The sequence below is a fragment of the Paraburkholderia solitsugae genome (assembly GCF_013177695.1).
GTDB classification, from domain to species: domain Bacteria; phylum Pseudomonadota; class Gammaproteobacteria; order Burkholderiales; family Burkholderiaceae; genus Paraburkholderia; species Paraburkholderia solitsugae.
Genome location: NZ_WOEY01000066.1, coordinates 56729 through 81812 on the forward strand (window position 1 = coordinate 56729; position 25084 = coordinate 81812).

24 protein-coding genes are annotated in these 25084 nt (G+C 61.3%); 16 read left to right on the top strand and 8 right to left on the bottom strand.

Features of this window, described 5'->3' with window-relative positions; genetic code table 11:
* Nucleotides 1-251 precede the first annotated feature (251 nt).
* From GNZ12_RS17270 to GNZ12_RS17300, 7 genes are all read left to right on the top strand, one after another.
* A complete protein-coding gene (locus GNZ12_RS17270; RefSeq protein WP_172311848.1) occupies nucleotides 252-1511 on the top strand; it encodes an alpha/beta fold hydrolase in 1260 nt (419 codons plus the stop codon).
* Between the two features lie 15 nt (nucleotides 1512-1526).
* Nucleotides 1527-2390 carry a VOC family protein gene (locus GNZ12_RS17275; RefSeq protein WP_172311850.1) on the top strand — a complete coding sequence of 288 codons (864 nt, stop codon included), beginning with the start codon at nucleotides 1527-1529 and terminating at the stop codon, nucleotides 2388-2390.
* 26 nt (nucleotides 2391-2416) lie between these two features.
* Entirely contained in the window at nucleotides 2417-4108 is a 1692-nt protein-coding gene (locus tag GNZ12_RS17280) for an AMP-binding protein (RefSeq protein WP_172311852.1), read from the top strand.
* A gap of 1 nt (nucleotide 4109) precedes the next feature.
* Nucleotides 4110-4892 carry a maleate cis-trans isomerase family protein gene (locus tag GNZ12_RS17285; protein ID WP_328806024.1) on the top strand — a complete coding sequence of 261 codons (783 nt, stop codon included), beginning with the start codon at nucleotides 4110-4112 and terminating at the stop codon, nucleotides 4890-4892.
* A gap of 131 nt (nucleotides 4893-5023) precedes the next feature.
* Nucleotides 5024-6163, top strand: coding sequence for an FAD-dependent monooxygenase (locus GNZ12_RS17290; RefSeq protein WP_172311854.1), 1140 nt, complete (start codon nucleotides 5024-5026; stop codon nucleotides 6161-6163).
* Nucleotides 6164-6320: 157 nt separating this feature from the next.
* Nucleotides 6321-7709: an MFS transporter gene (locus GNZ12_RS17295; RefSeq protein ID WP_172311856.1), complete on the top strand. Its 1389-nt coding sequence runs from the start codon at nucleotides 6321-6323 to the stop codon at nucleotides 7707-7709.
* A 201-nt stretch (nucleotides 7710-7910) separates the two neighbouring features.
* Complete coding sequence (locus tag GNZ12_RS17300) at nucleotides 7911-8606, top strand: TetR/AcrR family transcriptional regulator (protein ID WP_328806025.1); 696 nt, start codon at nucleotides 7911-7913, stop codon at nucleotides 8604-8606.
* A 398-nt stretch (nucleotides 8607-9004) separates the two neighbouring features.
* Here GNZ12_RS17300 and GNZ12_RS17305 read toward each other — a convergent pair whose 3' ends face one another.
* From GNZ12_RS17305 to GNZ12_RS17315, 3 genes are all read right to left on the bottom strand, one after another.
* Complete coding sequence (locus GNZ12_RS17305; RefSeq protein WP_172311858.1) at nucleotides 9005-9226, bottom strand: hypothetical protein; 222 nt, start codon at nucleotides 9224-9226, stop codon at nucleotides 9005-9007.
* A 202-nt stretch (nucleotides 9227-9428) separates the two neighbouring features.
* A complete protein-coding gene (locus GNZ12_RS17310) occupies nucleotides 9429-9650 on the bottom strand; it encodes a hypothetical protein (RefSeq protein ID WP_172311860.1) in 222 nt (73 codons plus the stop codon).
* Between the two features lie 127 nt (nucleotides 9651-9777).
* The gene (locus tag GNZ12_RS17315) at nucleotides 9778-10440 is read right to left on the bottom strand and encodes a DUF3313 domain-containing protein (RefSeq protein ID WP_172311991.1); all 663 of its coding nucleotides are present in this window, start codon (nucleotides 10438-10440) and stop codon (nucleotides 9778-9780) included.
* 292 nt (nucleotides 10441-10732) lie between these two features.
* Here GNZ12_RS17315 and GNZ12_RS17320 point away from each other — a divergent pair, with 292 nt between their 5' ends.
* From GNZ12_RS17320 to GNZ12_RS17335, 4 genes are all read left to right on the top strand, one after another.
* A complete protein-coding gene (locus tag GNZ12_RS17320) occupies nucleotides 10733-11329 on the top strand; it encodes a TetR/AcrR family transcriptional regulator (RefSeq protein WP_172311862.1) in 597 nt (198 codons plus the stop codon).
* Nucleotides 11330-11642: 313 nt separating this feature from the next.
* Nucleotides 11643-12899, top strand: a complete 1257-nt coding sequence (locus GNZ12_RS17325; RefSeq protein WP_172311864.1) for a paraquat-inducible protein A — start codon at nucleotides 11643-11645, stop codon at nucleotides 12897-12899.
* The gene (locus tag GNZ12_RS17330; protein ID WP_328806026.1) at nucleotides 12892-14517 is read left to right on the top strand and encodes a PqiB family protein; all 1626 of its coding nucleotides are present in this window, start codon (nucleotides 12892-12894) and stop codon (nucleotides 14515-14517) included. The genes GNZ12_RS17325 and GNZ12_RS17330 overlap by 8 nt, the downstream gene beginning before the upstream one ends.
* Complete coding sequence (locus tag GNZ12_RS17335; protein ID WP_172311868.1) at nucleotides 14517-15104, top strand: PqiC family protein; 588 nt, start codon at nucleotides 14517-14519, stop codon at nucleotides 15102-15104. The genes GNZ12_RS17330 and GNZ12_RS17335 overlap by 1 nt, the downstream gene beginning before the upstream one ends.
* A gap of 46 nt (nucleotides 15105-15150) precedes the next feature.
* Here GNZ12_RS17335 and GNZ12_RS17340 read toward each other — a convergent pair whose 3' ends face one another.
* Together GNZ12_RS17340 and GNZ12_RS17345 are read right to left on the bottom strand one after the other, a co-directional pair.
* On the bottom strand, nucleotides 15151-15816 hold the full coding sequence (locus GNZ12_RS17340) for a LuxR C-terminal-related transcriptional regulator (RefSeq protein ID WP_235993774.1): 666 nt from the start codon (nucleotides 15814-15816) through the stop codon (nucleotides 15151-15153).
* A gap of 34 nt (nucleotides 15817-15850) precedes the next feature.
* Nucleotides 15851-16789: a S1C family serine protease gene (locus tag GNZ12_RS17345; RefSeq protein ID WP_235993775.1), complete on the bottom strand. Its 939-nt coding sequence runs from the start codon at nucleotides 16787-16789 to the stop codon at nucleotides 15851-15853.
* A 372-nt stretch (nucleotides 16790-17161) separates the two neighbouring features.
* Here GNZ12_RS17345 and GNZ12_RS17350 point away from each other — a divergent pair, with 372 nt between their 5' ends.
* Complete coding sequence (locus GNZ12_RS17350) at nucleotides 17162-18304, top strand: patatin-like phospholipase family protein (RefSeq protein WP_172311869.1); 1143 nt, start codon at nucleotides 17162-17164, stop codon at nucleotides 18302-18304.
* A 138-nt stretch (nucleotides 18305-18442) separates the two neighbouring features.
* Here GNZ12_RS17350 and GNZ12_RS17355 read toward each other — a convergent pair whose 3' ends face one another.
* Both GNZ12_RS17355 and GNZ12_RS17360 read right to left on the bottom strand, forming a co-directional pair.
* Nucleotides 18443-20653 carry a xanthine dehydrogenase family protein molybdopterin-binding subunit gene (locus GNZ12_RS17355; protein WP_172311871.1) on the bottom strand — a complete coding sequence of 737 codons (2211 nt, stop codon included), beginning with the start codon at nucleotides 20651-20653 and terminating at the stop codon, nucleotides 18443-18445.
* Nucleotides 20654-20655: 2 nt separating this feature from the next.
* Nucleotides 20656-21117 (bottom strand): (2Fe-2S)-binding protein, encoded by a 462-nt coding sequence (locus GNZ12_RS17360; protein WP_172311874.1) that lies wholly within the window; start codon nucleotides 21115-21117, stop codon nucleotides 20656-20658.
* Nucleotides 21118-21302: 185 nt separating this feature from the next.
* Here GNZ12_RS17360 and GNZ12_RS17365 point away from each other — a divergent pair, with 185 nt between their 5' ends.
* Together GNZ12_RS17365 and GNZ12_RS17370 are read left to right on the top strand one after the other, a co-directional pair.
* Nucleotides 21303-22247: an AraC family transcriptional regulator gene (locus GNZ12_RS17365; RefSeq protein WP_172311876.1), complete on the top strand. Its 945-nt coding sequence runs from the start codon at nucleotides 21303-21305 to the stop codon at nucleotides 22245-22247.
* Nucleotides 22248-22422: 175 nt separating this feature from the next.
* Nucleotides 22423-22884: a CHRD domain-containing protein gene (locus tag GNZ12_RS17370; RefSeq protein ID WP_172311878.1), complete on the top strand. Its 462-nt coding sequence runs from the start codon at nucleotides 22423-22425 to the stop codon at nucleotides 22882-22884.
* 44 nt (nucleotides 22885-22928) lie between these two features.
* On the opposite strand, the gene GNZ12_RS17375 is transcribed toward GNZ12_RS17370, so the two are convergent.
* On the bottom strand, nucleotides 22929-23621 hold the full coding sequence (locus GNZ12_RS17375) for a cytochrome b/b6 domain-containing protein (RefSeq protein ID WP_172311880.1): 693 nt from the start codon (nucleotides 23619-23621) through the stop codon (nucleotides 22929-22931).
* A 421-nt stretch (nucleotides 23622-24042) separates the two neighbouring features.
* Between GNZ12_RS17375 and GNZ12_RS17380 the strand changes: the two genes are divergently transcribed.
* Both GNZ12_RS17380 and GNZ12_RS17385 read left to right on the top strand, forming a co-directional pair.
* A complete protein-coding gene (locus tag GNZ12_RS17380; RefSeq protein ID WP_172311882.1) occupies nucleotides 24043-24468 on the top strand; it encodes a VOC family protein in 426 nt (141 codons plus the stop codon).
* A 32-nt stretch (nucleotides 24469-24500) separates the two neighbouring features.
* Nucleotides 24501-24962 (top strand): GNAT family N-acetyltransferase, encoded by a 462-nt coding sequence (locus tag GNZ12_RS17385; protein WP_172311884.1) that lies wholly within the window; start codon nucleotides 24501-24503, stop codon nucleotides 24960-24962.
* Nucleotides 24963-25084: the final 122 nt, after the last annotated feature.

The following is a 25084-nucleotide window of genomic DNA, read 5'->3' on the forward strand; positions in this document are numbered from 1 at the left end:
CGCTTTCGCAAATGGCAGCAACGGGCCTGAAGATGCGGGCGTCGCGTGTACGTCGTCCGCGCGTGGCTGGATCAGAACGGATAGGCGGGAATCCGCGACCGGGTCGTGATCCACTGCCACTCGCTGAACTGATCGGCGTTGGGGGATGCCCATCAAGGCGACACTCGAGACACGGCCAGATTTTTTCGCCAAAGATTTGACTACTACGTCAAAAAAGCTATACTGACGTCAATAGATACGGAGACTTTGATATGAGCAATATGCCAGCCGGAGCGATTCTCGAACGTCCTCACGCGTTGACGATTGACTGGTTTCCCGATGCGCTGCCGCCTGCCACGCAGCAGACCAGCGCGACGCTGCGCACCGAAGACGGCGCGGCCACCTGCGGTGTTCTGTATCGGGGTGCATCGACGAAAACAGTCGTTTGCCTGATGCACCCGCGCGAGAACTTCACGTTCCACTATCTGATTCCCGGATTGCTGCGCGCGGGGGCGTCGGTTTGGGCGCAGGCGGCTCGCTCGGTCGGCAATGACCTCCGGCTCGAGCATGAACTTGCCTTGCACGATGTCGCGGCCGGCTTGCGCTACCTGCGCGAGGCAGGCTTCGAACGTATCGTGTTGCTCGGCAATTCTGGCGGTTCCGGACTCTATAGCTTCTACATCCAGCAATCGGCGCTTTCCGCACAAGACCGGATCGCGAGGACACCCGGTGGGCGCGCCACCCATCTGGCGAGTGCGACCCTGCTGATGGTGGACGGCATGATCTATCTGGCGCCGCATCCGGGGCAGGGCCGCTTATTGATGGGGTGCATTGATCCTTCCGTGACCGACGAAGGCGATGCGTTATCGATCGACGATACGCTGAACCCGTTCAACCCCGAGAACGGCTATTCCCGCGAACCCGGCGCGACGCGCTATAGCGCTGAGTTCGTCGCCAGCTATCGCGATGCGCAGCGGGACCGCGTAGCGCGCCTTGACCAGATGGCCCGGCAGTTGATCGCCGTGCGCCAGGACGCGCGGCAAGCCGTGAAGGACAAGCTTGCCACTCGCCGGCAGAAGCTTGAGGCCAATCACACGCCGGTCATGACCGTGTGGCGGACGGACGCCGACCTACGCTGCCTGGACGCATCGCTCGATCCGTCGGACCGTAAGCCCGGTTCGCTGTGGTCGCCGAATCCGGTCGTCTCGAACTATGGTTCGGTTGGGTTTGGACGCTTGTGTTCTCCGGGGTCCTGGCTTTCGACATGGTCCGGTCTGTCGTCGAATGCGGCGCTGGAAGGCACCGTGCCCTCGGTCACCGTGCCCTCGTTGCTGGTCGAATACACCGGTGATCAAACTACTTTTCCATTAGCCATTGCCGACATTTTTGCCGGTATCGGTTCGAACGATAAGACCCACGTTCGCGTGCGTGGCGATCATCACGGCAGACCGCTGGATGACGGGGATGAACCCGGGCGGGCAATTGCCGCGCGAGCGGTCGGCGCATGGCTGCATGAACGGTCTTTTTTGTAACTCGGGAGTTGACGAATGAATCAATCAGTACCGCTTAGGCTGTCGGGCGTCGATCACACGGCGCGCCCGACGTGGAAGCTGCGCGAAACCATCGAGTTCTATCGCGACACGTTGGGTCTGCCGCTCGTCCACACGATTTCCGCGCGAGGCTGGGGCCCGGAGAGCCACCCGGACTTTCTTCATTTCTTCTTCGACAGCGGCAACGGCAGCACCATCGCCTTTTTCTATTATCTGGGCGAACCACGGCCGCAAGAGCGCCGCTTAATGCCGCCCACGCCAGACGACCACGTATTCGATGCGACGCACACCGCGTGGCTCACCGACAGTGCCGAACAGTTACTGGCCTGGAAGGAGATGCTCGAGGCCAAGGGCGTCGAAGTCTCATCGACAACTCAGCACGAAGTCATCGAATCGATCTACTTTCGCGACCCCAACGGCTATTTCATCGAGATCACAGTCAAGCTGCGCGAACTGCAATCGCTGGACGCGCGGGATGCGGCGCTTACCCTGGAGGCCGCGATCATGGCGGAACAGGCTGCGACCAGTCACGAGGGCCAGGTCCGGCGGATCGACGCGGTATGGCAGGAAAAGGGCAGACTACTAAGTGGGCAATGCGGCGTAAAGAGCGAAGGCCCCGGCATTTTCGTGCCGGCGCTGGCGGAGTTTGCAAGCCTGGTTGATGCAGCGCGGCGCAATCCGGGTTATCGCGTATCACAGCCGTCGCCGGGCTACTTTCTGATTGAATCGAAAGAGGCGCTCGAGTTCAACCGCAAGGAGCTAGGTTTGAAACCGGCCGTCTGGTATGGATTGTTCACCGGCGGGTTGTGCGGGCGCATCGATACGTTTGACAAAGACCGCGTTCGCATCGTCGAACAATAAGAACGGGTCGACTCGAGAAGACAGACATGGCAGGTATCCATTATCCGCTCGAAGGCGTCGCGTATTGCGAGCCGTCGGTTGCTCAGCACTATTTTCAGGTTGGAGCGTGGATCGACAGGACGTTCGGCCAGGCGCTCGCAGAGACGGCACAGCGCCTTCCCGACAAGCTGGCATTGATCAGCGACGAGCGCAGCATCACGTTCCGCGTGCTGGATGAACAAAGCGACCGTCTGGCCGCGGCCTTGCTCAAACTCGGACTCGAACCCGGAGCGCGCGCCGTGTTCCAGATGGGAACGACGATCGACACCGCACTGGCTTTGTGTGCTTGCTACAAGAGCGGCATTGTTCCGGTCTGCGCGCTGCCGCAGTACCGCGAGGTCGAAATCGGCAAGCTGGCGAGCCTGTCGTTGCCACAAGCGTATTTCGTCCAGGCCGACGTGGGACAGTTCGACCTGGTCGGCTTTGCGCAGAAGATGTGCGTCGAGCATCCGTCGTTCAAACATCTGGTCGTCGCGCGCGGTGACGCGCCGGCGGGAGCGCATTCGATGTCCGCATTGCTGGAGTCGATCTCGCTGGCTGATGCGAGGGCCGTTCTGAGCGGTGTGCACATCGGCTCGGAAGACGTGTTGAGCTTCCAGCTCTCTGGCGGCACGACCGGGGTGCCCAAGATCATCCCGCGCTTTCATGCCGAATACCTCGCGCAGGCGGAAGCCTGGTCCAGGCACGTGGAGGCGGGCGAACACGCCACGCTGATCTGGTCACTGCCGTTGCTTCACAACGCAGCCCATCTGTATGCGCTGGTGCCCACGATATCCCTCGGGCAAACCACCGTATTGATGCCGAAGGTCGATATCGTGCGAATGGCGGAGCTGATCGAGCAACATCGCGTGACGCATGCCGTTTCGATCGGACCGGTCGCGCCGCAGATCATGGCGTGCGCCGAAGTGCTCGACTACGACCTGTCGTCGCTCAAGCTGTTCTTCTGTCTGACCCGGGCCGAAGGGCTCGAAGCGTTTCTCGGCGTGACCAGTTCGAACATGTACGGCACGACCGAAGGATTGCTGATCGGTTCGGGGCCGGCTGCCGGCGAATTCGTGCGTCATCACACGCATGGGCGATCAGGCTGCGAACATGACGAACTCGTTCTGCTCGATGCCGACAGTGAATCGCCGGTCGCGCAGGACGAAATGGGTGAACTGTGTTTTCGTGGTCCGTCCAGCCTGAGAGGCTACTACAACGCGCCCGAGGCCAATGCCACAGCCTTTACGTCGAAGGGTTTCTTCCGGACCGGGGACATGATGCGCGCACATGTCATCGACGGCGTGACTTACTTTTCGTTCGAAGGACGCCTGCGTGACAACATCAATCGCGGTGGCGAGAAAATCGGTGCCGAGGAAGTCGAAGCGTTGATGAGCCACCACCCGGCGGTGCTGGACGCAAAGCTCGTGGCGATGCCCGATCCGTTTTACGGAGAAAAGGGCTGCGCGTTTCTGATCGTCCGTGAAGGACATGCCGCGCCCGATATCCCGCAGATGATCGACTTCCTCTCGTCGCAGGGACTCGCGAAGTTCAAGTGTCCGGAGCGGATCGAAATCGTGGATGAGTTTCCGGTCACGCGGGTCGGCAAAGTCGACAAGCCCGCCATGCGCCGGATCATCGCGCAGACCATCGAGTCCGAAGCCGCGGCGAATGTTTCACCTTCCAGACAGGATCATTGACATGAGCAAGATCGCCTACCGGATCGGCCAGATCGTGCCGAGTTCCAACACGACGATGGAAACCGAAGTGCCCGCCTTGTTACGGCTCCGTGAAACGCTGGCGCCGGAACGCTTCACGTTTCATTCGAGCCGCATGCGCATGCACAAGGTGACGAAGGAGGAACTCGTCGCCATGAACAAGGAAGGTTTGCGATGCGCCGCGGAGCTCGCCGATGCCCGCATGGACGTGATGAGCACCGCCTGTCTTGTCGCGATCATGGCCATGAGACCGGGATATCACCGCACAGTGGAGAGGGAGTTGGCCGAGGTGGTCAAAGCCAATCAGTGCGATGCGGCGGTGATGACTTCAGCGGGAGCGCTCATAGAAGGTCTGAAGATCATGGGCGCCCGCCGAATTTCATTGATGGCGCCTTACATGAAACCGCTGACCAAACTGGTGGTGGAATACATCGAGAGCGAAGGGATCGAGGTGGTCGACGCGCTCTCATTCGAGATTCCCGATAACCTGGACGTGGGACGGCGTGATCCTATGCAGCTTCTGCAAGATGTGGGGACGCTTAACGTGGCGAATGTCGATGTCGTTGTCGCGTCGGCCTGTGTGCAGATGCAATCGCTGCCGGCTATCGATGTGATCCAGGCGCGGCTTGGCATTCCGGTGACGTCGACCTCGGTGTGCACGACGCGGCGGATGCTCGACAAGCTGGGACTCGACGCAAAGATTCCAGGCGGAGGCGCGTTGTTGACGGAAAAGTTTGCGACGCCAGTGGCGCCGGCCGAGGCCTGACATGACCGCCGTCGAGGGTCTCGACACAGGCCCGAACGTCGTTCGATCGCCATACCCGTGGAATTTCGCAACCGTTTGATGGAAGTCGCCGCGCAGCGCATGGCGCTCGAGTCAGACGCAGGAGATTGAGGATGAACATCAATATCGTAGGAGGAGGGCCCGGCGGGCTGTTTCTCTCGTATCTGGTCAAACGACGCTTTCCGGAGTGGACGGTCCGGGTCTTCGAACAGAATGACGCCAGCGCCACTTACGGTTGGGGCGTGGTGTTTTCGGATGTCGCGTTGTCGTTTCTCGAGAAATCGGACCCCGAGTTCTTCCGTCGGTTTACCGGCGGGCACGTGCGTTCGGAGCACATGGAAATCGTCCACCGCGGCGTGCATGTGCCGATCCATGGCAACTGCTTTTCGCGAGTCGCCCGCATTGCATTGCTGCAGTTTCTGCATGCCGAATGCAGATCGGCGGGCGTCGATCTACAGTTCAATGCTCGCGTGGATGATCTGGGCGCATTGCGTCAGGCTGATCTCGTGGTGGTGGCAGACGGTGTGAACAGCCGGACTCGCGCGCAATATGCGGATGCGTTCAAACCGTCGTTCGTGCAGCGTCGCAACAAATTTGCCTGGTACGGAACCAGCAAACCGTTTCATGCGGTCTCGCTGATCTTTCGCGAAACCGAATTCGGTGTTTTCATCGCCCATAGTTACGAGTACGCCGACGGGATGAGTACGTTTCTGATCGAAACGGATCCGCAGACGTGGGCACGCGCCGGATTAGGCAAGATGAGCGATGCGGACAGCCGGGCGTTCTGCGAACAGGTTTTCGCCGACGACCTGGACGGACACGGTCTGTTGTCGAACAAGTCAACATGGTTTGAAGCCGTGACCGTCAAAAACGAGAACTGGCATCACGAGAACATGATTCTGATCGGCGATGCGCTGCGTTCGGTGCACTTCTCGCTCGGCTCCGGTACACGCATGGCGATGGAAGATTCGATCGCGCTATACGAAGGGCTGTGTGCCCACACGACTGATCTCAAGGCTGCGTTCGAGTATTTCGAGGCGTTGCGCCGCTCGGCTTCGGATCGTTTCCAACTGGCCGCGGCTAAGAGTCTTGATTGGTATGAAAACGTCGGTGACAAACTACATCTCGATCCGGTCAGCTTCACTTACGACTACATGCGTCGTACCGGACGTGTCACGCATGATGATTTGCGCAAGCGCGACGCCGAATTCGTTCGGCAATATGAATTGCTTCACGGCGATGCGGTGAACTGAAGCTGCGACTGACGCACGCTTTTTTTTGTTCGAAATTTGTCGTTGTCGTCAAATAAAAGATATGGAAGTCAATTGAATGATGGGTGAGTAGCGCGGTAGCGACGCGCCCACTTACGCCAATCAGCACCCACTATAGAAATCAGGTTTGGAGACAGTCATGGCATCGCCAGGTGAAGAGACCGCATTTTCGTTGTTCGACGGCCGGCCTGTTACCGCCATGCAGTGGCGCGTGCTCGGCCTATGCGCGTTGTGCATGGTGATCGACGGCTTTGATGTTCAGGCGATGGCTTATGCCGCTCCGACGTTGATAAAAGCCTGGGGGTCCAGCCGCTCCGTGTTGGGGCCGGTGTTCGCAGCCGGCTTGCTGGGCATGTTCGCCGGATCGCTGGCGCTCGCGGGATTTGCTGACAAGATCGGCCGCCGTCCGATGCTGATCGCGGCGACCGCCTGGATCACGCTTTGCATGACGCTTACGCCGTTCGCCAACTCGATCGACGCACTGATCGGCATTCGTTTTGCCGCTGGTATTGGCATGGGCGCGATCGTTCCGAATGCGATGGCCCTCGCAGGCGAATACAGCCCGGCACGCATCCGCGTGAGCCTGATGATGGCGGTATCGTCGGGCTACATCGTCGGCGGGGTGATCGGCGGCGGGATCGCGGCGCTCGTGATTGCGCCGTTCGGCTGGGGCGGCGTTTTTTACGCGGGCGCATTGCTCACAGCGCTGTTGTCCCTTTCAATGTTCGCGGCGCTTCCCGAATCGCTGCAATTTTGCCTGCTGCGCCACCCGCAAGCGCCACGTACCTTGCTACTGCTGCACCGGGTGGCGCCGGGGGGCGCCATGCCCACGCTGCCGCTCGCGAACAGCGTACTCAGCGGCAACACGCTGGCGATGCTGCTGGGCGAAGGCCGTCGAATCGTCACCCCTCTGCTCTGGGTTGCGAACTTCGCCAACATGCTTTGCGCGTACTTTCTCGCCGCATGGATTCCCGTGTTGATGAGCGGTGCAGGCTATTCGTCCAATCGAGCAGTGTTGGCAGGCACGGCGCTGTGGCTTGGCGGTCTGCTGGGCAATTTCGCGCTCGGCATGCTGATCGATCGGCGCGGCTTTGCTGCTGTGTTGTTTGCCAATTTCGCCCTCGGGGGCATCGCCATCGTCGGCATCAGCTACTTTCATGCGGTGCCGCTGACCGCCGTTCTGTGTATCGCATTCGCCGGATTTTGCATTCTGGGCGGCCAATCCGGCCTGAATGCACTGGCGGTCACGATTTATCCGACACGAGCGCGTGCTACCGGCGCGGGCTGGGCACTCGGTTTCGGCAGGCTCGGCGCGGTGCTTGGGCCGCTGGCCGGCGGGCAGTTGATGGCGCTCGCGTGGAGCGTCGATCGAACCTTGCTCGTCTCAGCGGTGCCGACCGTGTTGGCGGCGGTGGCTGTCGGCAATCTTGGCCGTCTGCATGAGCGGCGCGTGAAGCGGATCCCGGCCTCTGGGGAGAACGTGCCAGCCCGGCACGGCACGTCCAATCCGCTGGACAAACAGGCATAGCCGACGATAGAGCGAGTCACTGAACCTGAGAGTTTCGTGAGCGTTTTGATTCAATACGCGCACAGCGACGCATGACGCCGGCGCATGGGCTAGGTCAGGGTTCGAGGGGTTGAACGGGGTGGCCTGAGCGTTACAATCACGCAAACACAACACTACGGTAAGGCGGCAATCTGGCCGTCAACCGCTATCAGGAGTGGTTTCGTGGCAAAGGTGAATGCTGACGGACAAAAAGAACAGATCCTGAACGCCGCGGCCGCGCTCTTCATCGAGAAGGGTTTCGGCGGTGCGTCGATGCAGGAAATCGCCGAGGCGCTCGGCGTGACGCGTACGGCGGTCTATTACTACTTCAAGAACAAGGACGAGATACTCACGGCGTTGGTCGAGGAGGTCACGTTAAGAGCGAGGCGGCTGTCAAGCGAGGCGGTTGCCGAACCGGATGCGGACCCGAAAGAGCGCCTGCGTCTGCTGGTTCATCAGCATACGATGCTGATTCTGAGCCACTATAACGAATTTCGCGTGATTCATCGCACTGAGCAGCAGTTGCCCGAACGCGCGTATCGTGCGAACGAAGATGCCAAGCGCGCGGTGTTGAACAACTTTACTTCGGCAATCGAAGCAGGGGTAAGCGCCGGGGTGTTCCGTGTCGTCGACGCCAAGGTCACGGCGTTCACGCTCATCGGCATGTGTAGCTGGCCCGCGTTCTGGTACAAGCCGGAAGGGGCGAGCAGCGCGATCGAGATTGCCGACACGATCGCGGAACTCGCTGTGCAATCGGTCGTGCGGCCGGCCAAGCGGCAATTGAAAGGCAACAGCGCCGTAAGCGAAGCCTTGGCGCTGTTGCGCGAGGATCTGGATCATCTCTCGCTGATGATCAACAAAACGCCGAAGGCAGGCTAGTTTTTTATCGGCCTACGGTTTGACGCTCTCGCTGCCCGCAACCGGTGTCCAGTTGGCGAGCGGTGTGCGATCGCATTGCGGCAGATCCATCGTGAAAGCGCTCTCTTCGATGTCGCGTAGACGTAACTCGCATCTCGAGCCCGTTCCAATGCCTGTTCCTCAGTACCGTTGAGCATCATGTTCAGGAGTTGCTCATCGTAGGGATGGACGGAGGTAATGGAGGAGACGGCAACGGCGCGGGGGGCGACGACTCTATCTGGCGATTCAGTTGGCGTTCAGACCGGCAACACGCTGTATGTCGGACCGTTTATGGGCGATCGTTTGCTCAAGATCGATCTTTCCGGGCGTCGCTAGCAGCGTGGTCTGGCGGACCACGCGAGTCCGGCGCGCGGGACAGGTCACCCGGTTGCCGTCAGCATCAAAATGTAGGTAATTGTCGAGACAATGATGACGCCCACACCGATAAGGACCTTCGTGTTGTTGAACTCGACGAGGCCGAATACGCATATAGCGATGCCGAAAACCGCCATCAAGGTGCCGAGCGCCGCAAGCACGACGCACACTTTGCTCCCCGTTGTTTCCTCCGGGTTTGCAGGCGCGTCCAACTGGTCAGGTTTCATGTTGAATCCTTCCGCGATACGAGCGCGCAGCCTCGAGCCATCAACGACCGGCGGGGGAGATTCTGCGGGCAATCTGGGGCCCCTGCGCGCCGGTACTTTCATTGTAGGAAGTCTGCCTTACACATCAATACGCGTTGCGCCTGTCGTGAACCGGCTTGCCGGATTTCCCCGGCTGCACCGTTCTGAACCGCGTTGAGCCGGACTATCGCGGGGTGATGTGAGTCCCCGGATGGAAACCCACGACGAGCGTGATGTAGACGAGGGCGGCGAAGACGCCGGCCAGCGTGCCGAACAGGTCCCTCGCGCCCGCGCCGCGTCGGAATTGGATCGGAATCCCCACCAGCAGGTACGCGATCGAGAACACGATGGCGACCATCAAAGGCGGGGGCGCGAGTGAGACAACGAAGTCGGCCAATGCGCGCATGCGCAAACCCTGGAGAAGTCCGGAACAGCCGCGTTCCCCCCGCGGCGAGTTCCGGTGATTCATACGACGGAGGCACAGCGCGCCGGGCAAAGCGCCAGTCCACGCGATTCTGCGACTAAGAAACCCGTTAATGAAGCTGGGCGACCAACGCGTCCGCCCCCTTGTCGAGGCCGGTCTTCGCAGCGCTCAACGAACCGAAGGCTGCCGGCAGGTTCATCGCATTGGGATATTGCTTCGAAACGTATGCCTTCAGCAGTTGGCCGCTGGCGCCGTCATAGACTTCCACGGCGTAGGAAACCGAACCGCTGAACGCACCCTGGCCACCGCGGATCGACTGCACGCCGTTATAGAGATTGCCCGCAAGGTCGAAATGCATGACCTGTCCAACCAGCAGCGTTGTCTTTTCGGCGCCCGTCAGTGTTAGCTTGACCCGCAGCGTGTTGGGGCCGGGCTGCTTCGCAACATTGAACCGTGTCGCCAGTTTTTCCGAAAACGTCTTTCCCATGTAATCGGCAAGCGCGGCCCGGTCGACGTCCTTCAGGTCGCCGAACTGGTTGTCATTGCCTTGATAGACAACGACCGGATCCAGCAAGACCTGTGTGTATCGCGACCAGACCACGGGGGCCGCATAGGTGTAGGGCACCTTGCCTGAATCGTCACCGCGGTTCTGCGTCAACTGCGGCGAGGATGAGATGCCTGTATAGGCGACCGGTTGCACACCCGCGCACGCAGTCAAGGTCAGCACCGCGGCGGCGGTGAAAAGAAGAGGGACGAGGTTTTTCCTGAGCATTTTGTGTTCCTTGAGGGGCAAATCGGGTGTGGGAGCCGTCCTGTTACGGACGGGACCGATGAGGCCGAACAGTAGCATCGCCGCTTTTATTTGTAAACCGTCTATCCGGCTTGTTTGTGAGCTATTCGGCACGGTACAATTCCACTCCTCAGCGCGAACCCTCTTGAGCAGACGGTTGGCGAGACTGCTCGCAGACCCCGATTCACTGCATCGAATGACTTGCCAAACACCCTAGCTACGCGGCAGTTATTGGGCCAGCGCCGCAATCATCGCGATTTCATCAATATCGATAATGGATAACCAGACCCGTTCGGAGATGTCCCGCAGAAGGGCGATTGAAGCTGCTTTCACCATCCTCACCCGGGAAGGTGTCGGTGGACTGACATTTGATTCGTTGGCGCGCGAAAGCGGCATCAGCAAAGGCGGACTGCTGCATCAGTTCCGCACCAAGCACGGCGTGCTTTGCGCGCTGCTGGAACATCAACGGCAGCAGTTCGAGCACATTGCGCGCGACTATATGGCGAAGGAGGGCGCGTCGAAGGCCGAACCGAACCTGGCAGCCCAGATTGCGATTTATCGGGAATCCGTCAATCAGCCGCATTCCGTGGCACGAGCCATTCTCGCCGCGATTGTCGAAAATCCGACCTTGCTTGACGACATGAAGACGTCTGACGCAGCGAAAATGAAGGCGTTGCAAGACGAAGCGACCGACCTGGATTTGTCGTTGTTGCGATACTTTGCTGCCAGCGGACTCGCATTTCACTCTCTGTTGGGATTGTCACCGTTGGGTGATTCAGATCGCAACAGGCTGTTCGACCGTCTCCTTGACGAAGAAAGTTGGCAGGCCCAGAAGGTGCCGCCAAAACGCCGTAAACGGTCCGCGGGCTGATACAACGGATCAAGGCTAAAGCGGCCGGCTGGGAACTGGCGATATTGCGGTGAGCAGCACCGTTCACGACGCTCAAAGCTACTGAGCGTCGTGTGCGCTCGAATGTTCGGTGTCCGTAAGGAATCCGCCGCGCCTGGAGGCTTGATCGCGACGGACGGCCCGCTTCGGTAGCAGCGTCGCGTGAGTCCGATCCGCAAACAACCCGTCTGGACGGTTTACATGTTCAAATGGCAATGTTAGGCTGGCGCCTCACATGAGTTTTGAATGAGGGTCGCGCGCTTCTGGGTGATGCGCCCGCAAGCGGATGCCGAAAATGAATGAAACCGAGTTAATCGCGTGTCACGAATGTGATTTGCTCCAATGGAAGGCGCCGCTATTTGAACGCGGTACCGCGCGCTGTCACCGGTGCGGTGCGGCCCTCTACCGAAGCCTGCCGGCCACCTACGATCGCGCTCTGGCGTTCACCCTGGCTGCCGGGATCCTGTTCGTGGTGGCCAACTGTTTTCCGATCGTTGGACTTTGGGTCAAGGGCGCGCTCGTCGAAACCACGCTGTTTGGAGCAGTTTCTTCGCTGTACGCCGACGGTATGTGGCCCATAGCAGGTTTGGTCTTCGTGACGACGATTCTGATGCCGGCACTGAACATGGCGGCGGTGATCTATCTACTCTTGCCGCTGCATATTGGTGGTTTGCCCCAACGTCCCGAGATTGTGCTGCGTGTGCTAAGGCATGTCGCGCCTTGGGGAATGATCGAAGTGCTCATGCTTGCGATGCTGGTTGCGCTCGTCAAACTCCAGCACTTCGCGACCGTCGTCCCTGGCGTCGCGATTGGGTCATTCGGCGTGGTGATGGTGCTGCTCGCGGCAGCGGCTGTTTCGTTCAATCCGCGTGATATATGGGCGCGTATCGAAAGTGTGCCAGGCGTCGACGTCGCGTCGCACGGCGTCAACGTGGCTACCGCCGCACGCGCCGGTCTGTTCGTTTGTCACGACTGCGGCTTGATGTCAAAACCGCCCGGTCATGTTCGTGGCGGGATATGTCCGCGTTGTAGCGCAGTGTTGCACCTGCGCAAGCCCAATAGCCTCGCACGCACCTGGGCATTCCTGTTGGCCGCAATGGTTCTCTATATCCCGGCCGTCCTCCTGCCAGTCACGGTCACCAGTACTTTGCTCAGCGCGCAATCCAACACGATTCTAAGCGGTGTTGTGTTTCTCTGGACCTCTGGATCGTGGGCGCTTGCCACGATCGTTTTCATCGCCAGCATCGTGGTGCCCATGCTCAAAATTCTGTCGTTAGCCTATCTCGCCTGGAGCACTCAGTTGCGCTCGTCCCTCATGCCGCGCAAGCGGACACGTATCTACCGGTGGGTGGAATTAGTCGGCCGTTGGTCAATGCTCGATATCTATGTCATCACCATCCTGGTCGCGCTCGTGCAATTCGGTTCGGTTGCAACGATCGACGCAGGTCCCGGGTCGATTGCATTCGGCGCGGTAGTCGTGCTGACGATGTTCGCCGCGCTGTCGTTCGATCCACGGCTCATATGGGATGCAGTGGAGTCGGAAAGTGAATGAGTCGCCCGGGCAGATCGATGAGCAAAGTGCGTCCATCTTTCCAGCAGCCGTTGCTGTCAAACAATCGAAGTGGCGCCTGCAGCTTGTGTGGGTGGTGCCGATTGTCGCACTCCTGATAGCCGGCGGGCTGGTCGTGCAATCCGTCATGAAAAGTGGCCCAACCATCACGATCAGATTTTCGACGGGTGAAGGTATTGAGGCTGGCAAGACCAAGATCAAGTTCAAGAATGTCGATGTTGGCGTGATCAAAAGCGTCGAACTTTCCGACGATCACAAGACCGTGATTGCCAGCGCCGAAATGTCCCGCAACGCTTCCAGCATGCTCGTCGACGATACCCGCTTCTGGGTTGTTCGACCGCGCATCTCCGGAGGAACGGTATCGGGCATAGGTACGTTGCTGTCGGGGTCCCACATCGGCATGGACATCGGGACGGCGCAGAAAGCGCGCAGTGATTTCGTCGGACTGGAGTCGCCACCGGTCCTGGCCTCGGGGGCGCCCGGACGAGCGTTCGTGCTTAAAAGCGACAACCTGGGCTCGCTCGATATCGGTTCGCCCGTATTCTTCCGGCGGCTCCAGGTCGGTCAGATCGTTTCCTTCGCGCTTGATCCTGAGGGTGCGGGAATGATCATCCATGTCTTTGTCAATGCGCCTTACGACCGCTACGTGACGAGCGACACGCGCTTCTGGCACGCGAGCGGTGTGGATGTGACGCTGGATACGACTGGCGTAAAGGTCAACACCGAATCGCTGGTGTCGGTCCTGATCGGCGGCCTCGCATTCGAGAACCCATCTGGCGCGACAAACAGGGTTGAAGCAGACGCGCAGCATCAGTACGACCTTTTCGCAGGCCGGGCCGAGGCAATGAAGGAGCATGACGCGATCGTCGACAAGTACGTGCTGAACTTCAAGGAGTCTGTGCGCGGATTGACTGTCGGGGCGCCCATCGACTTCCGTGGGATAGTGATCGGCGAGGTCTCGGCGATCAACACGCACTTTGACCCAGCAACAAAGGAATTCAGTATCCCCGTCGAGGTCAGCATTTTTCCTGAACGCCTGATTTCACGCGACGACTCCGGAAGCGCCATTGGGGCGATACCGTCGAAGCGGAAAGAGTTTGCAGACTACCTGGTGAAAAAAGGGCTGCGGGCGCAACTGAGGACGGCGAGTCTGCTTACGGGTCAACTCTATATCGCGATCGATTTCTTTCCTTCGGCGCCGAAGGCAAGCGTCGACTGGCGTACAAAGACGCCTCAACTGCCAACGGTACCGGGCAACCTGCAGGGCTTACAGGACTCCATCACAAGTCTCGTCGCGAAGCTGAACAAGATCCCGTTTGAAGGAATCGGCAACGACCTGCGCAAAACGCTCAATGACGCGGATACGCTGATGAATACGATCAATACCGGCGTGGCGCCGGAGGCAAAAGCGACGCTGGCCACAGCACGTGAAGCGCTCACGTCAGCGAATCGCGCGTTGCAAGGCGACTCGCCATTGCAGCAAAGCACTGCGGAAACCATGCGCGAGTTGTCGCGGACAGCGGCCTCGTTCCGCGCGCTGGCGGAGTATCTCCAACGCCATCCAGAAGCGCTGCTCCGTGGCAAGACCGAGGACAGGTGATGAGCAGATATCAAACGTTATTTCTGACGACAATCGTGTTGACCGTGCTCGCCGGATGCGCAACGTCGCCGGCGTCAAGTTTCTACACATTGAGCCCGGTTCAAGCGGTGGGACAGCCGCAACGCGCCGATCCGATCTTGATCGCAATCGATCCGGTGACGGTTCCCGAACTGGTCGATCGACCGCAAATCGTATCCAGGCTGGATGCCAACCGCGTGTCTATCGATGAGTTCGCGCGCTGGGCTGAGCCATTGAAGCGTCAGATTTCACGCGTACTGGCAGCGGATCTCGCGCAACGCATACCCGGCGCGATCGTATCCAGTTATCCGCAACGTGTGGACGAAAACGCCTACCGCGTGTCGGTTGACGTGCAGAGCTTCGATTCGTCGGCCGACGGCACAGTGATGCTGGCCGTTATCTGGTCGGTGCGTCAGCCGAAGCGCGGGGAGAGAATCAGCGGACAAACGGTTGTGCACGAGCCCGTGAACGGACCTGGCTACGACGCCCTGGTAGCGGCGCACAGTCGAGCCCTTGCGTCCGTGGCAGGTGACGTCGCCGTAGCGGCGCGGTCGGCTATGCGGCCATGAGACGAGGGATGCGTAGCCATGTCCGGGTGTACCGAGAGGCTGTTCGCTACACCATGATGAACCCGTGCCGCATGCCCAGCATCACCGCTTCGGTGCGGCTTGTTGCGCCCAGCTTGCCGAAAATGGAGGAGAGGTGGAATTTCACGGTGTTGTCGGAGATGGCGAGTTGGCGCGCGATCTCCTTGTTGCCGAGCCCTTCGGCGAGCATCGTCAGCACTTCGATCTCGCGTAGAGTCAGGGCTTCGATGTGCACTGCGGACGCCAGCGGGCGAGGCGGCTTCCGCCCGGCCAGCAGCCTTGCGAGAATATCCGGCGGCAGCACGCAAAGACCCGCGGCCGCCGCTTCGATCGCGGCGACGATCTCGCCTGGGGTCGCGTCTCGCGACAGGATCGCCATCACGTTGTCTGGCAACGCCTCATGGACCCAGTCGATGTCCGTCTCGTCGGTCAACAGGACGAGCGCCAGAGGCGCTTGCGTTGCATCGAGCGCTGCCTCGAATCCGGACCTGAGCGCGTCGCTCGCCTCCGGCTCCAGGTCGATGATGATTACATCCGGCAACGAACCAGCGAAGCAGTCGGCGAGCGTTTCACTGTCGGATGCGCTGCCCACAAACCTGAGTGCCGGAGTCGCGTCGACGAGCGCTTGCAGGCACGCGCGCACCTGCGGCGCTGCGGCGATAACGGCGACCCGGACCGGCCTCATCTGTGCCATCTGCCCACCCGTCACTTGACTGGTTGCCTGAACCCTAGCGGCACGAATTGCGTTGTGGGCGTTCGCCGACGATGACCGCACACTCGTGGCGCTCCCCGCCGCGAATCAGCGCAATCTTCAGCGCCTGTCCGATGCGCTCGGAACCTAGCGCGTCGTGCACGTCGTCCATATCGCGGCATGGCTTACCATCCAGCTCGATCAGCACATCGCCGATCAGCACGCCGGCCCTGTCTGCCGGCCCGTTCTCCGCGAGCGAAACGACCAGCAAGCCGCGATCGGATGACAGCGTCATTTTCTGCATCCACGCTTCTGACAGGTTCACTGGCTGCGTGCCCACGCCGAGGTAGCCGCGTGACACGTGTCCTTTGGCCAGCAGTTCTTCGGTGATGCGCGCCACGGTTGTCGCGGGAATCAGGATGCCGGCGCCGCGTGCGAGCGCCGATGTGCAGATGCCCATGACCTGTCCGCGCATATCCGCGAGGGCCGCGCCCGAGAACCCCGGGCGCAGGCCGCCGTCGAGCCGCACGAACGCATCCAACTGCCCACCACGCCACGTCCGCCAGGGACCGCCGACGGCGCCGACCACGCCGAAATCGGCACTGGTGCCAGGCCCGTCAACCCGCGCGACCGCGAGCACCAGATGACCTGCCTTGAGCGAGCGGGCATCGCCGGACTCGACCGGGTCGAGGTCCATGCCGTCCAGTTTGAGCACGGCGAGATCGGTGCCCGTGTCCCGCCCCGCGAGAACCGCGGCGACGCTCCGGCCATCGGCCAGCGTGACGTTGATCCCGTCTTCGTGTTTGAGCGTGTGCGCAGCCGTGACGACGACGCCATGCCGCCAGATTACGCCACTTGAAGGAATGCGATGCCGCCCGTGCACCGCGACGACGTGCTGCCCCACGCGCTCGACGATGTCCGCCAGGTTATCGGAAAGGTCCAGCAACGGATTTCCGCCAGACGTTGAGGTTTCCATGTCATTTCTCCTGCGATATGGAACGCGATCCGCTCGTGTTCCGCGCCCCTATATGCGCGATTCTTCGCAAGCAAGGTGCCGGCGAGCACATTCAGAATGACAGGACGACCTCGGGCGCACACCACCCGAATGGGTAGTCGGCTGGATGCAATGCGCACGTCGGGATGCGACACTATTTGCCCGTTGTGCATCTGGCGCGGCGGGCAGGCTTCGAATTCGACGCTTGCGCCGCCACCCGGCCTTGTACCGTACCGAACGCGACGCTCGCCCGGCTTTACGACCGCGTCACTTCCAGCTACGCTGCCAGGCAGGGTGTGTTGGCGTTGCCGAAGAAGCACACGTCATCGTTTCGACATCGAGGGAGCATGCACGATGGAGAATGGACAAACGGCTGCGGCTGCCGAGCCGAACCAGGCGGGCGGCCTCCCGCGCGTTGCGCTGGCACTGCAGGGCGGTGGATCGCATGGCGCCTTCACGTGGGGTGTGCTCGACCGGTTGCTGGAAGAGGTCGGGCGGGAGAGGCTTCATATCGCCGCGATCAGCGGCGCGAGTGCGGGCGGCATCAACGCCACGCTGTGTGCGTGCGGACTGGTACTCGGTGGCGCCGAAGCGGCACGAACCAAGCTCCGTGCATTCTGGGAAGCGGTATCGCGCAGCGGCGCACTCGCCGGCAATGCGCTCTTCGGGTTTGCCGAGCCGGGTCCGTTCGGTGGCTGGAACATCGACTGGAGTCCAATGGCGATCGCTCTCGAGGCCGTAGGCCTTGTTGTCTCTCCGTACAACAATCCGTTCTACCAGGATGCGCTGCGCCCGCTGCTTGAGCAGGTCTTGCCTCCCGCCGAACTGGCGGCATTCAACCAAACCAAAGGCACGGCACCCGTGTTCGTCGCGGCGACGAATGTACGCGACAACCAGCGCATGATATTCACGCAGCCGGCCCTCTCCATTGATGCGCTGCGTGCCTCCGCCTGCCTGCCGACCGCGTTTCGGGCGGTGACGATCGACGGCGTGCCCTATTGGGACGGCGGCTATCTCGGCAACCCGCCGCTGTCGCCGCTCGTCGATGTCGTCAAGGACCTGATTCTGGTGATGGTCAATCCGCTCGTCCGGCAGCACATGCCGCCAAAAAATGCGCGCGACATTCAGGATCGCCTGAACGAGATCGGTTTCAATGCGTCCGTCGTGCTTGAGATCAATGCCATCGAGGCGGTGAATCGCGTCCTGGCCGATCTAGGTGACGCGGACGTATCGAAGCGGACGAAATACAAGCCAGTGCGCTTCCACCTGATCCGGGACGACCCTTTCCTGGCGGAGTTCGGCTTCGTGTCGAAGAGCAGCACGTCGTGGGCGCTCATCGACAAGTTGTTCGAGCGAGGGCGAGCCGTGGCCGACCGATGGCTGGCTGCCAGTCACGGCCAGCTCGGCCGCGCGTCTTCGTGTGACGTTCACACCGAACTGGTCAGGCCGGTGTTGGGGGCGAGGGGCGTCGCGCAGGCACCGGCACGCGCGACCTGACGCAATACGTATGCGTCGCGCATCGCCAGTGTCGTTACCTGTAACGCTGGCAGGCCGGCATACCGGATCCGATACCTCGAACAAACGCCGCACCCAGCGGGATACGGCGCACGTCGAACGGTCCTGAAGAAACGACCGTCAGGCGCTCTTTTCCGCAGCCGCCGGAAACGGCAAGCTGTGAACCCGTTTGCCAGTGGCCGCGAAAATCGCGTTCGCAACGGCCGGCCCGACCGGCGCGACACCCGGCTCGCCCACGCCGGTCGGCGCTTCGCCAGACTGCACGATATGCACGTCGACCTTCGGCATTTCAGAAATCCGCAGCACCTGGTAGGCGTCGAAGTTGTTCTGCTCGACCTTGCCGTCCTTTAACGTGATCGCGCTGTGCAACGCCGCGCCGAGGCCGAAACCGATGCCACCTTCCATCTGGGCAGCGATGATGTCGGGATTGATCGGCGTGCCGCAATCGACGGCGCAGACAACACGCTCCACTTTCACGTTGCCGCCCTTGTCGACGGATACTTCCGCGACCTGGGCTACGAAGGTGCTGAACGCCTCGGCGACCGCAATTCCGCGCCCGCGACCTTTCGGCAGCGGTTTAGCTGGATCCCAGCCCGCTTTCTGCGCGGCGAGTTCGAGCACGGCCCGCATGCGCGGTTCGTGGGCGAGCAGGTCGCGGCGGAAGACGAACGGGTCCTTGCCCGCGGCGTGCGCGGCTTCGTCAATGAACGCCTCGACTGCAAACGCCGTGTGCGAATTGCCGACGACCCGCCACCACAGCACCGGCACGCCGGTCTGCGTGGTCGTCAATTCGACCGAGATGTTCGGAATCGCGTAGGCCAGGTTCGCGGCACCCTCGACGGACGTCGAGTCGATCCCGTTCTTGACCATGACGCTCGCGAACGGCGTGCCGGCGAGAATCGACTGGCCGACGATCCGATGCCGCCAGCCGACGAGCTTGCCGTCGGCGCTCAGTCCGGCATCGAGTTTGTGGAAGTACATCGGACGGTAGAGGCCGCCGTGGATGTCATCCTCGCGGGTCCACTGAAGCTTGACGGGTGTCCCGTTCGCACCGAGCGCTTTCGCGATCGACACGGCCTCGACGATATAGTCCGACTGGGTGTTTGCGCGTCTGCCAAAGCTTCCACCCGCATATAGCGTGTGAATCTTCACCTGCTGCGGATCGAGCCCCGCCGTGCGTGCGGCGTTGCCCTGGTCGACGGTCTGGAACTGGTCGCCTGCCCAGATTTCGCAACTGTCGGCGGTGAGCTTGACGACCGCGTCGAGCGGTTCCATCGGCGCGTGGGCGAGATACGGAAACGCATAGGTGGCAGAGATTTTCTTCGCCGCGCCCGCAAGCGCCTGCGTCGCATCGCCGTCTTTTCGGGCGGACACGCCGGGCTGCTCGGCGAGCTGCCTGTATTCAGCCATGATTGCGTCCGAGCTGCGCTTTTCGGCCTTCGCATCGTCCCATTCGACCTTCAGCGCGTCGCGACCCTGTTTCGCCGCCCAGAAGCCATTCGCGACCACCGCGACGCCGCCCGGCACCTGCACGACCGAGACGACGCCCGGCACCGCTTTCGAGGCCGACGCATCGAACGACTTGACCGTCGCGCCGAAGAGTGGCGGACGCTGCAGTAGTGCGACCAGCATGCCGGGAAACGTCACGTCGAGCGTGAACTGCGCGGTGCCGTTGGTTTTCGACGGCACGTCGACGCGCGGCAACTGATGGCCGATCAAACGAAAATCCTGTGGCGACTTGAGCGTGACCTTGTCCGGCACCGGCAACCGGGCCGCGGCCGACGCCAGCGAGCCGTAGGTCGCGGTCCGGTTGGTGGCCGCGTGGTGGACGCTGCCGTCGCGCGTCGTCAGGTCGGCGGCGGGCACCTGCCACTGCGCCGCCGCGGCGGAGACCAGCATCGCGCGTGCTTTCGCGCCGGCTTCGCGCAACTGCATCCACGAATTGGCCATCGCCGAACTGCCGCCCGTGCCCTGGATCGTGCCGAAGGCGAGATTCGCGTAGCGCTTTGCGTCGGCTGGCGCGCTTTCGACACGCACGTCCTGCCAGTTCGCATCCAGCTCTTCGGCGACGATCGTCGCGATGCCGGTGTACGCGCCCTGGCCCAGCTCGACGTGCTTGGCGATGACCGTGACGCTGTTGTCGGGCGCGACGCGCAGGAATGCATTGGGTGCGAACGTCGCTTCGGGCAGCGTGGCAGCGAGCGCGCGGCGCCCCGTGCCCGCCCACTCGAAGCCGAGGGTGAGACCGACTGCCGCGACGGCGCCGGCTGCTTTCAGGAAGGTCCGGCGGGATGGACGTACCGCATTCGTGGGATCGAGATCGGTCGTCATGGTCAGGCCTTCAGGGTGGCAGCGGCTTCGTGGATGGCCGCGCGAATGCGGACATAGGTCGCACAGCGGCAGAGATTGCCGTTCATCGCGGTGTCGATATCGGCGTCGGTGGGGGTGGGATTGTGTTCGAGCAAGGCCGTCGCGGACATGATCTGTCCGGACTGACAGTAGCCGCACTGCGGGACCTGCAGCTTGACCCATGCGGCCTGAATGGCTTTGGCGGGCCGGCTTTCGATGCCTTCGATAGTTGTAATGCGCTTGCCCGCGATGGCGGCGAGCGGCAGCACACACGAGCGGGTGGCTTCGCCTTCCAGATGAACCGTGCAGGCGCCGCATTGCGCCATGCCGCAGCCGAACTTCGTGCCGTGCAGACCCGCGTTCTCGCGGATCGCCCAGAGAAGTGGGGTAGTGGGATCGGCGTCGAGCGTAACGTTCTTGCCGTTGAGGACAAACGATGTAGACATGGAACCTCTCCGTGGGGAAAGCCCGAACTTGGCGCCGGGTCTACGCGGCAGTGTGACTGACCGCCTGCCGTTGCGCTTACACAATCCTGCAAATATATTGAACAATGCTGCAAATCCAGCGGGCCGGCTGTGGGTGCCCGGCAGCAGTTGGGTATGCTCGATTCCGTCAACGGATTTCAATGCGCATGAAACAGAATTCCTCCTGGCCCGATCCTACGGCGTCGCGCGAAACGGCGCGCCGCGAACTTGCCGCGCTCATCAGCCGCTTCGCGCCGGTGGACGGCGCGCATCAAACGGCGATTCCCTCGCTGACGTTCTACCGATACTCGGCACCCGCCGATCTCGGTTGCGGCGTGACGAGCTCCGCGTTCGTGTTCGCGGCGCAAGGCGCCAAGCGGGTCGTGGTCGCAGGGCAGGCTTACGACTACGATCATCTGCATTGCCTCGTGACCTCCGTCGATTTGCCGATGACGTCGCAGGTGACGCGGGCATCGTCTGACGCGCCTTATCTGTGCGTGAAGCTCACGCTTGATCCGCAGCGCATCGTCGAACTGGCAACGCAGTTGCATCTGCCGGAACCGGATGCCGCGTCGGCGGGCGAAGGCATCGCCGTGGGCTCGCTGTCAGCGCCGGTTTTCGATGCAGCGCTGCGGCTCGTGCGATTGCTCGATACTCCGGGTGACATCCCCGTTCTCGCGCCGCTCATCGAGAAGGAATTGCTCTACCGGCTGATGACGAGCGAGCAGGGGAAGCGACTGCGCCACATCGCCATCAGCGGGAGCCAGACGTACAGGATCGCGCGGGCGATCGAGTGGATCCAGAGTCATTACACCGAGCTTTTGCGGGTGGAAACGCTGGCGCAGGAGGTGAACATGAGCGTGTCGTCGCTCCATCATCACTTCAAGAACGTCACGACGCTGAGCCCGCTGCAGTATCAGAAGCAACTGCGGCTGCATGAGGCGCGGAGATTGTTACTGGGGCAGAACGGGGATGTCGGGTCGGTGGCGATCAGGGTCGGGTATGACAGCCCTTCCCAGTTCAGCCGCGAATATAGCCGGCTGTTCGGGGCGCCGCCACTTCGCGATGTGGTGCAGTTAAGGCGCCGGAACGGGGTGGGGTTTGGAGAGTAGGGGGCGGCAGGGCAGTGTCACTCCCAAATGCTTTCGGGCCCCCAACTGGAGTTACCGGCGGCTTGCGCCTATCCTTGTCTCACCTCTTTCGCCGCCAGCGGCGCAGACGAGGTCTTCCGCACTCTTCGACAGTGGCTACCGCCCATCAAGGGCAAACCCAAAAGGAGAAAACCAAATGTCACTATCCCTCTCGCAGCGCGCCTTCATGGTGTTCGGTGGTCTGGCCTTGGCGGGCACGCTGACCTTGGCGCAAGCGGCACCGGTCTCATTCGCCGTGCCGTTGACGGGTGCCCAACAGGTTCCGCCCGTGCAGACGCCAGGCAGCGGCAGCGCCAGCCTCACGTACGACTCCAGCACGCGGGTCGTCACCTGGAACATCAGCTTTAGCGGATTGTCGAGTCAGGCGACGATGGCGCATTTCCATGGCCCCGCTCCGGCCGGCAAAAACGCCGGCGTGAAGGTCTGGCTCTCCCAGAAAGGCACCATGGAGATGACGAGTCCGTTCAGCGGTCAGGCTACGCTATCCCCGGATGAGGCCAAGATGTTCGAGGCCGGCGACATGTACATCAATGTTCACACCAAGACCAATCCGGACGGCGAAATCCGCGGCCAGGTGGTGCCGCCGAAGAGCAACTGACGCAACCACTGAAGCGGCACCCTGAGATCAGGTTCGCGGCAAGCTCAGAGATAAGCCGCGAGCAGCATCACCACGGCAGTGCCTACGCCGAGCGGCAGCAGCGCCAGCAGCGCTGGCGTCTGCCGCGGCGCGTCGATGGTGGAAGGCAGGAGCTTGTAGCCGGTTAGCATCGGACGCAGCAGGTTGTGTCCTTTCGCGACCGCATAGAGCGCGATCACGAGCACGTGCAGCGTCACCGCGGCGAGCAGCACGTCCCAAACAAGTCCGTGCAGCGTCGAAATAGCGTTGGTGAGCCATACGGGCACCACTTCGCTCAACGGCCCTTCGTCGGCAATATCATTGTTGACGTAGAGCCCGCTCAGCGTCTCGACCAGCAGCAACGCGAGCAACAGCAGGACCATCCAGCCGCCGGCCGCATTATGGCCTACCTGCACGTCCGGCTCGCGGCGAAACAGGTGTCGCAAATGACGAAGTGCAGCTGCGGGTGACGCCACGAAACTGCGAAAACGCGCGGTCTCACTGCCAAAGCAGCCCCACAGCAGCCTGGAAATCACCAACGCGAGCAGCGCCTCGCCGACCCGGATGTGCCAGTCGATCCAGTTCAGCTTCAAGGTGACATAGGCCGCCGTGACCAGCACCACCACGAGCCAGTGAAACAGTCGTACCGGCGCGTCCCAAACCAGCACCGGGCGGCGGACAGGCTGTGTCGGCCGCGTGACAGGTTCGTGAGCATCCATGTGTCGTGTCTCCGTCCGCAAGCGGCTGGAAGAGATACAGGCCCGGCTTGCCCACCGCGCCGGAGAATGGCAACTCGGTGACGCAGTGGCCCATGATGTTCCGTACGCCAGGCGCCGGCAGCGCCCAGCGCCGTTGCGCCATATTACCGTCTCCATTCTGTCCTCGTCGGCGACAGGAAGACTCTGCCGAATGTGCATCATATTCAAGTCCTTAAATATGGCGCAGAACCTGGCGAGTTCGAACGGCAGCACAAGCATAGGGGGCTGCCAAGGTGTAATCTTTGAAAGATGCGCGGGATGTCCGATTCATTCAAGACACATGTCAACGCGATGTCTACTTTCGGTGCGCATGAATCGAAGGCAAGTCATCGCTCCGCTGACTATGTTCGCGGAGTGGTCCGCTGCCGCAGGAGGAACTCACATGCAAGAATTCGAGCGTATCAAGATCCTGTTCGTTGCTGGGTTTGGACCCATCGTCCGCGATAAAAGCGTGAGCCGAAACTTGTACGGCGAGATCCTCAATATCTCATTCACGGAGGAGCAGGGCGGCTATCTGCATACAGAGGCCCTGAAAGGCGTTGGGAGTTTTGCCTTGTGGCCGCTCGAGCAGGCGGCACAGTCCTGCTTTGGCAAAGATTCCTGGCCAGACGACACACCCGTTCCCCAGGCATGGCTCGAATTTGATGTCGATAACGTTGAAGACGCAACGGCGGAACTGGAGTCGCGAGGCTATCGAATGCTCGTCAGGAACAAGAAGGAGCCATGGGGGCAGACAGTCACACGATTTCTTTCGCCGGAAGGATTGCTGGTCGGACTAACAATCACGCCGTGGATGCGGCGCTCATAAGTACCGACGAGGCGTGCGGGAGAGGCGGCGTTATGGGCATCGAAATCAAGGTTCTACAGCGCGGTGATGAGGACATCCTCACAAACGTCGCAGCAGAGGTATTCGACAATCCGGTAGATGCGGAACTGACCAGGGAATTTCTTGGGGACCCCCGTCATCACATTGCGGTTGCGATCGACAATGGGGTGGTCGTCGGTTTCGCCTCCGGAGTCCACTATATCCACCCGGACAAACCGGCAGAGTTGTGGATCAACGAAGTTGCGCTCGCGCCGACGCATCGACATCGCGGATTGGGCAAGGCCATGCTAAAGGCCCTTTTCGAGCTGGGCCGCACCAGGAACTGTACGGTCGCCTGGGTCCTGACCTATCGAAATAACGTGGCCGCCAGAGCACTCTACGCGTCGGTCGGTGGGATCGAAGGGGTGGACGACTCGGGGCCCGCCAATGCCATGCTGGGATACTCGTTCGCCCTCACGGGCGCATCCCGACGCTGACCGTCAGGTCAAATCAGGACACAGTCCTCGCACGATCTCTCACGTGCCTGAAATCAAATATGCAAACGATTGCGTAAGTAAGCATATTGCTAATTTACGTAAGAAGGCAGTAATTTCCGCGC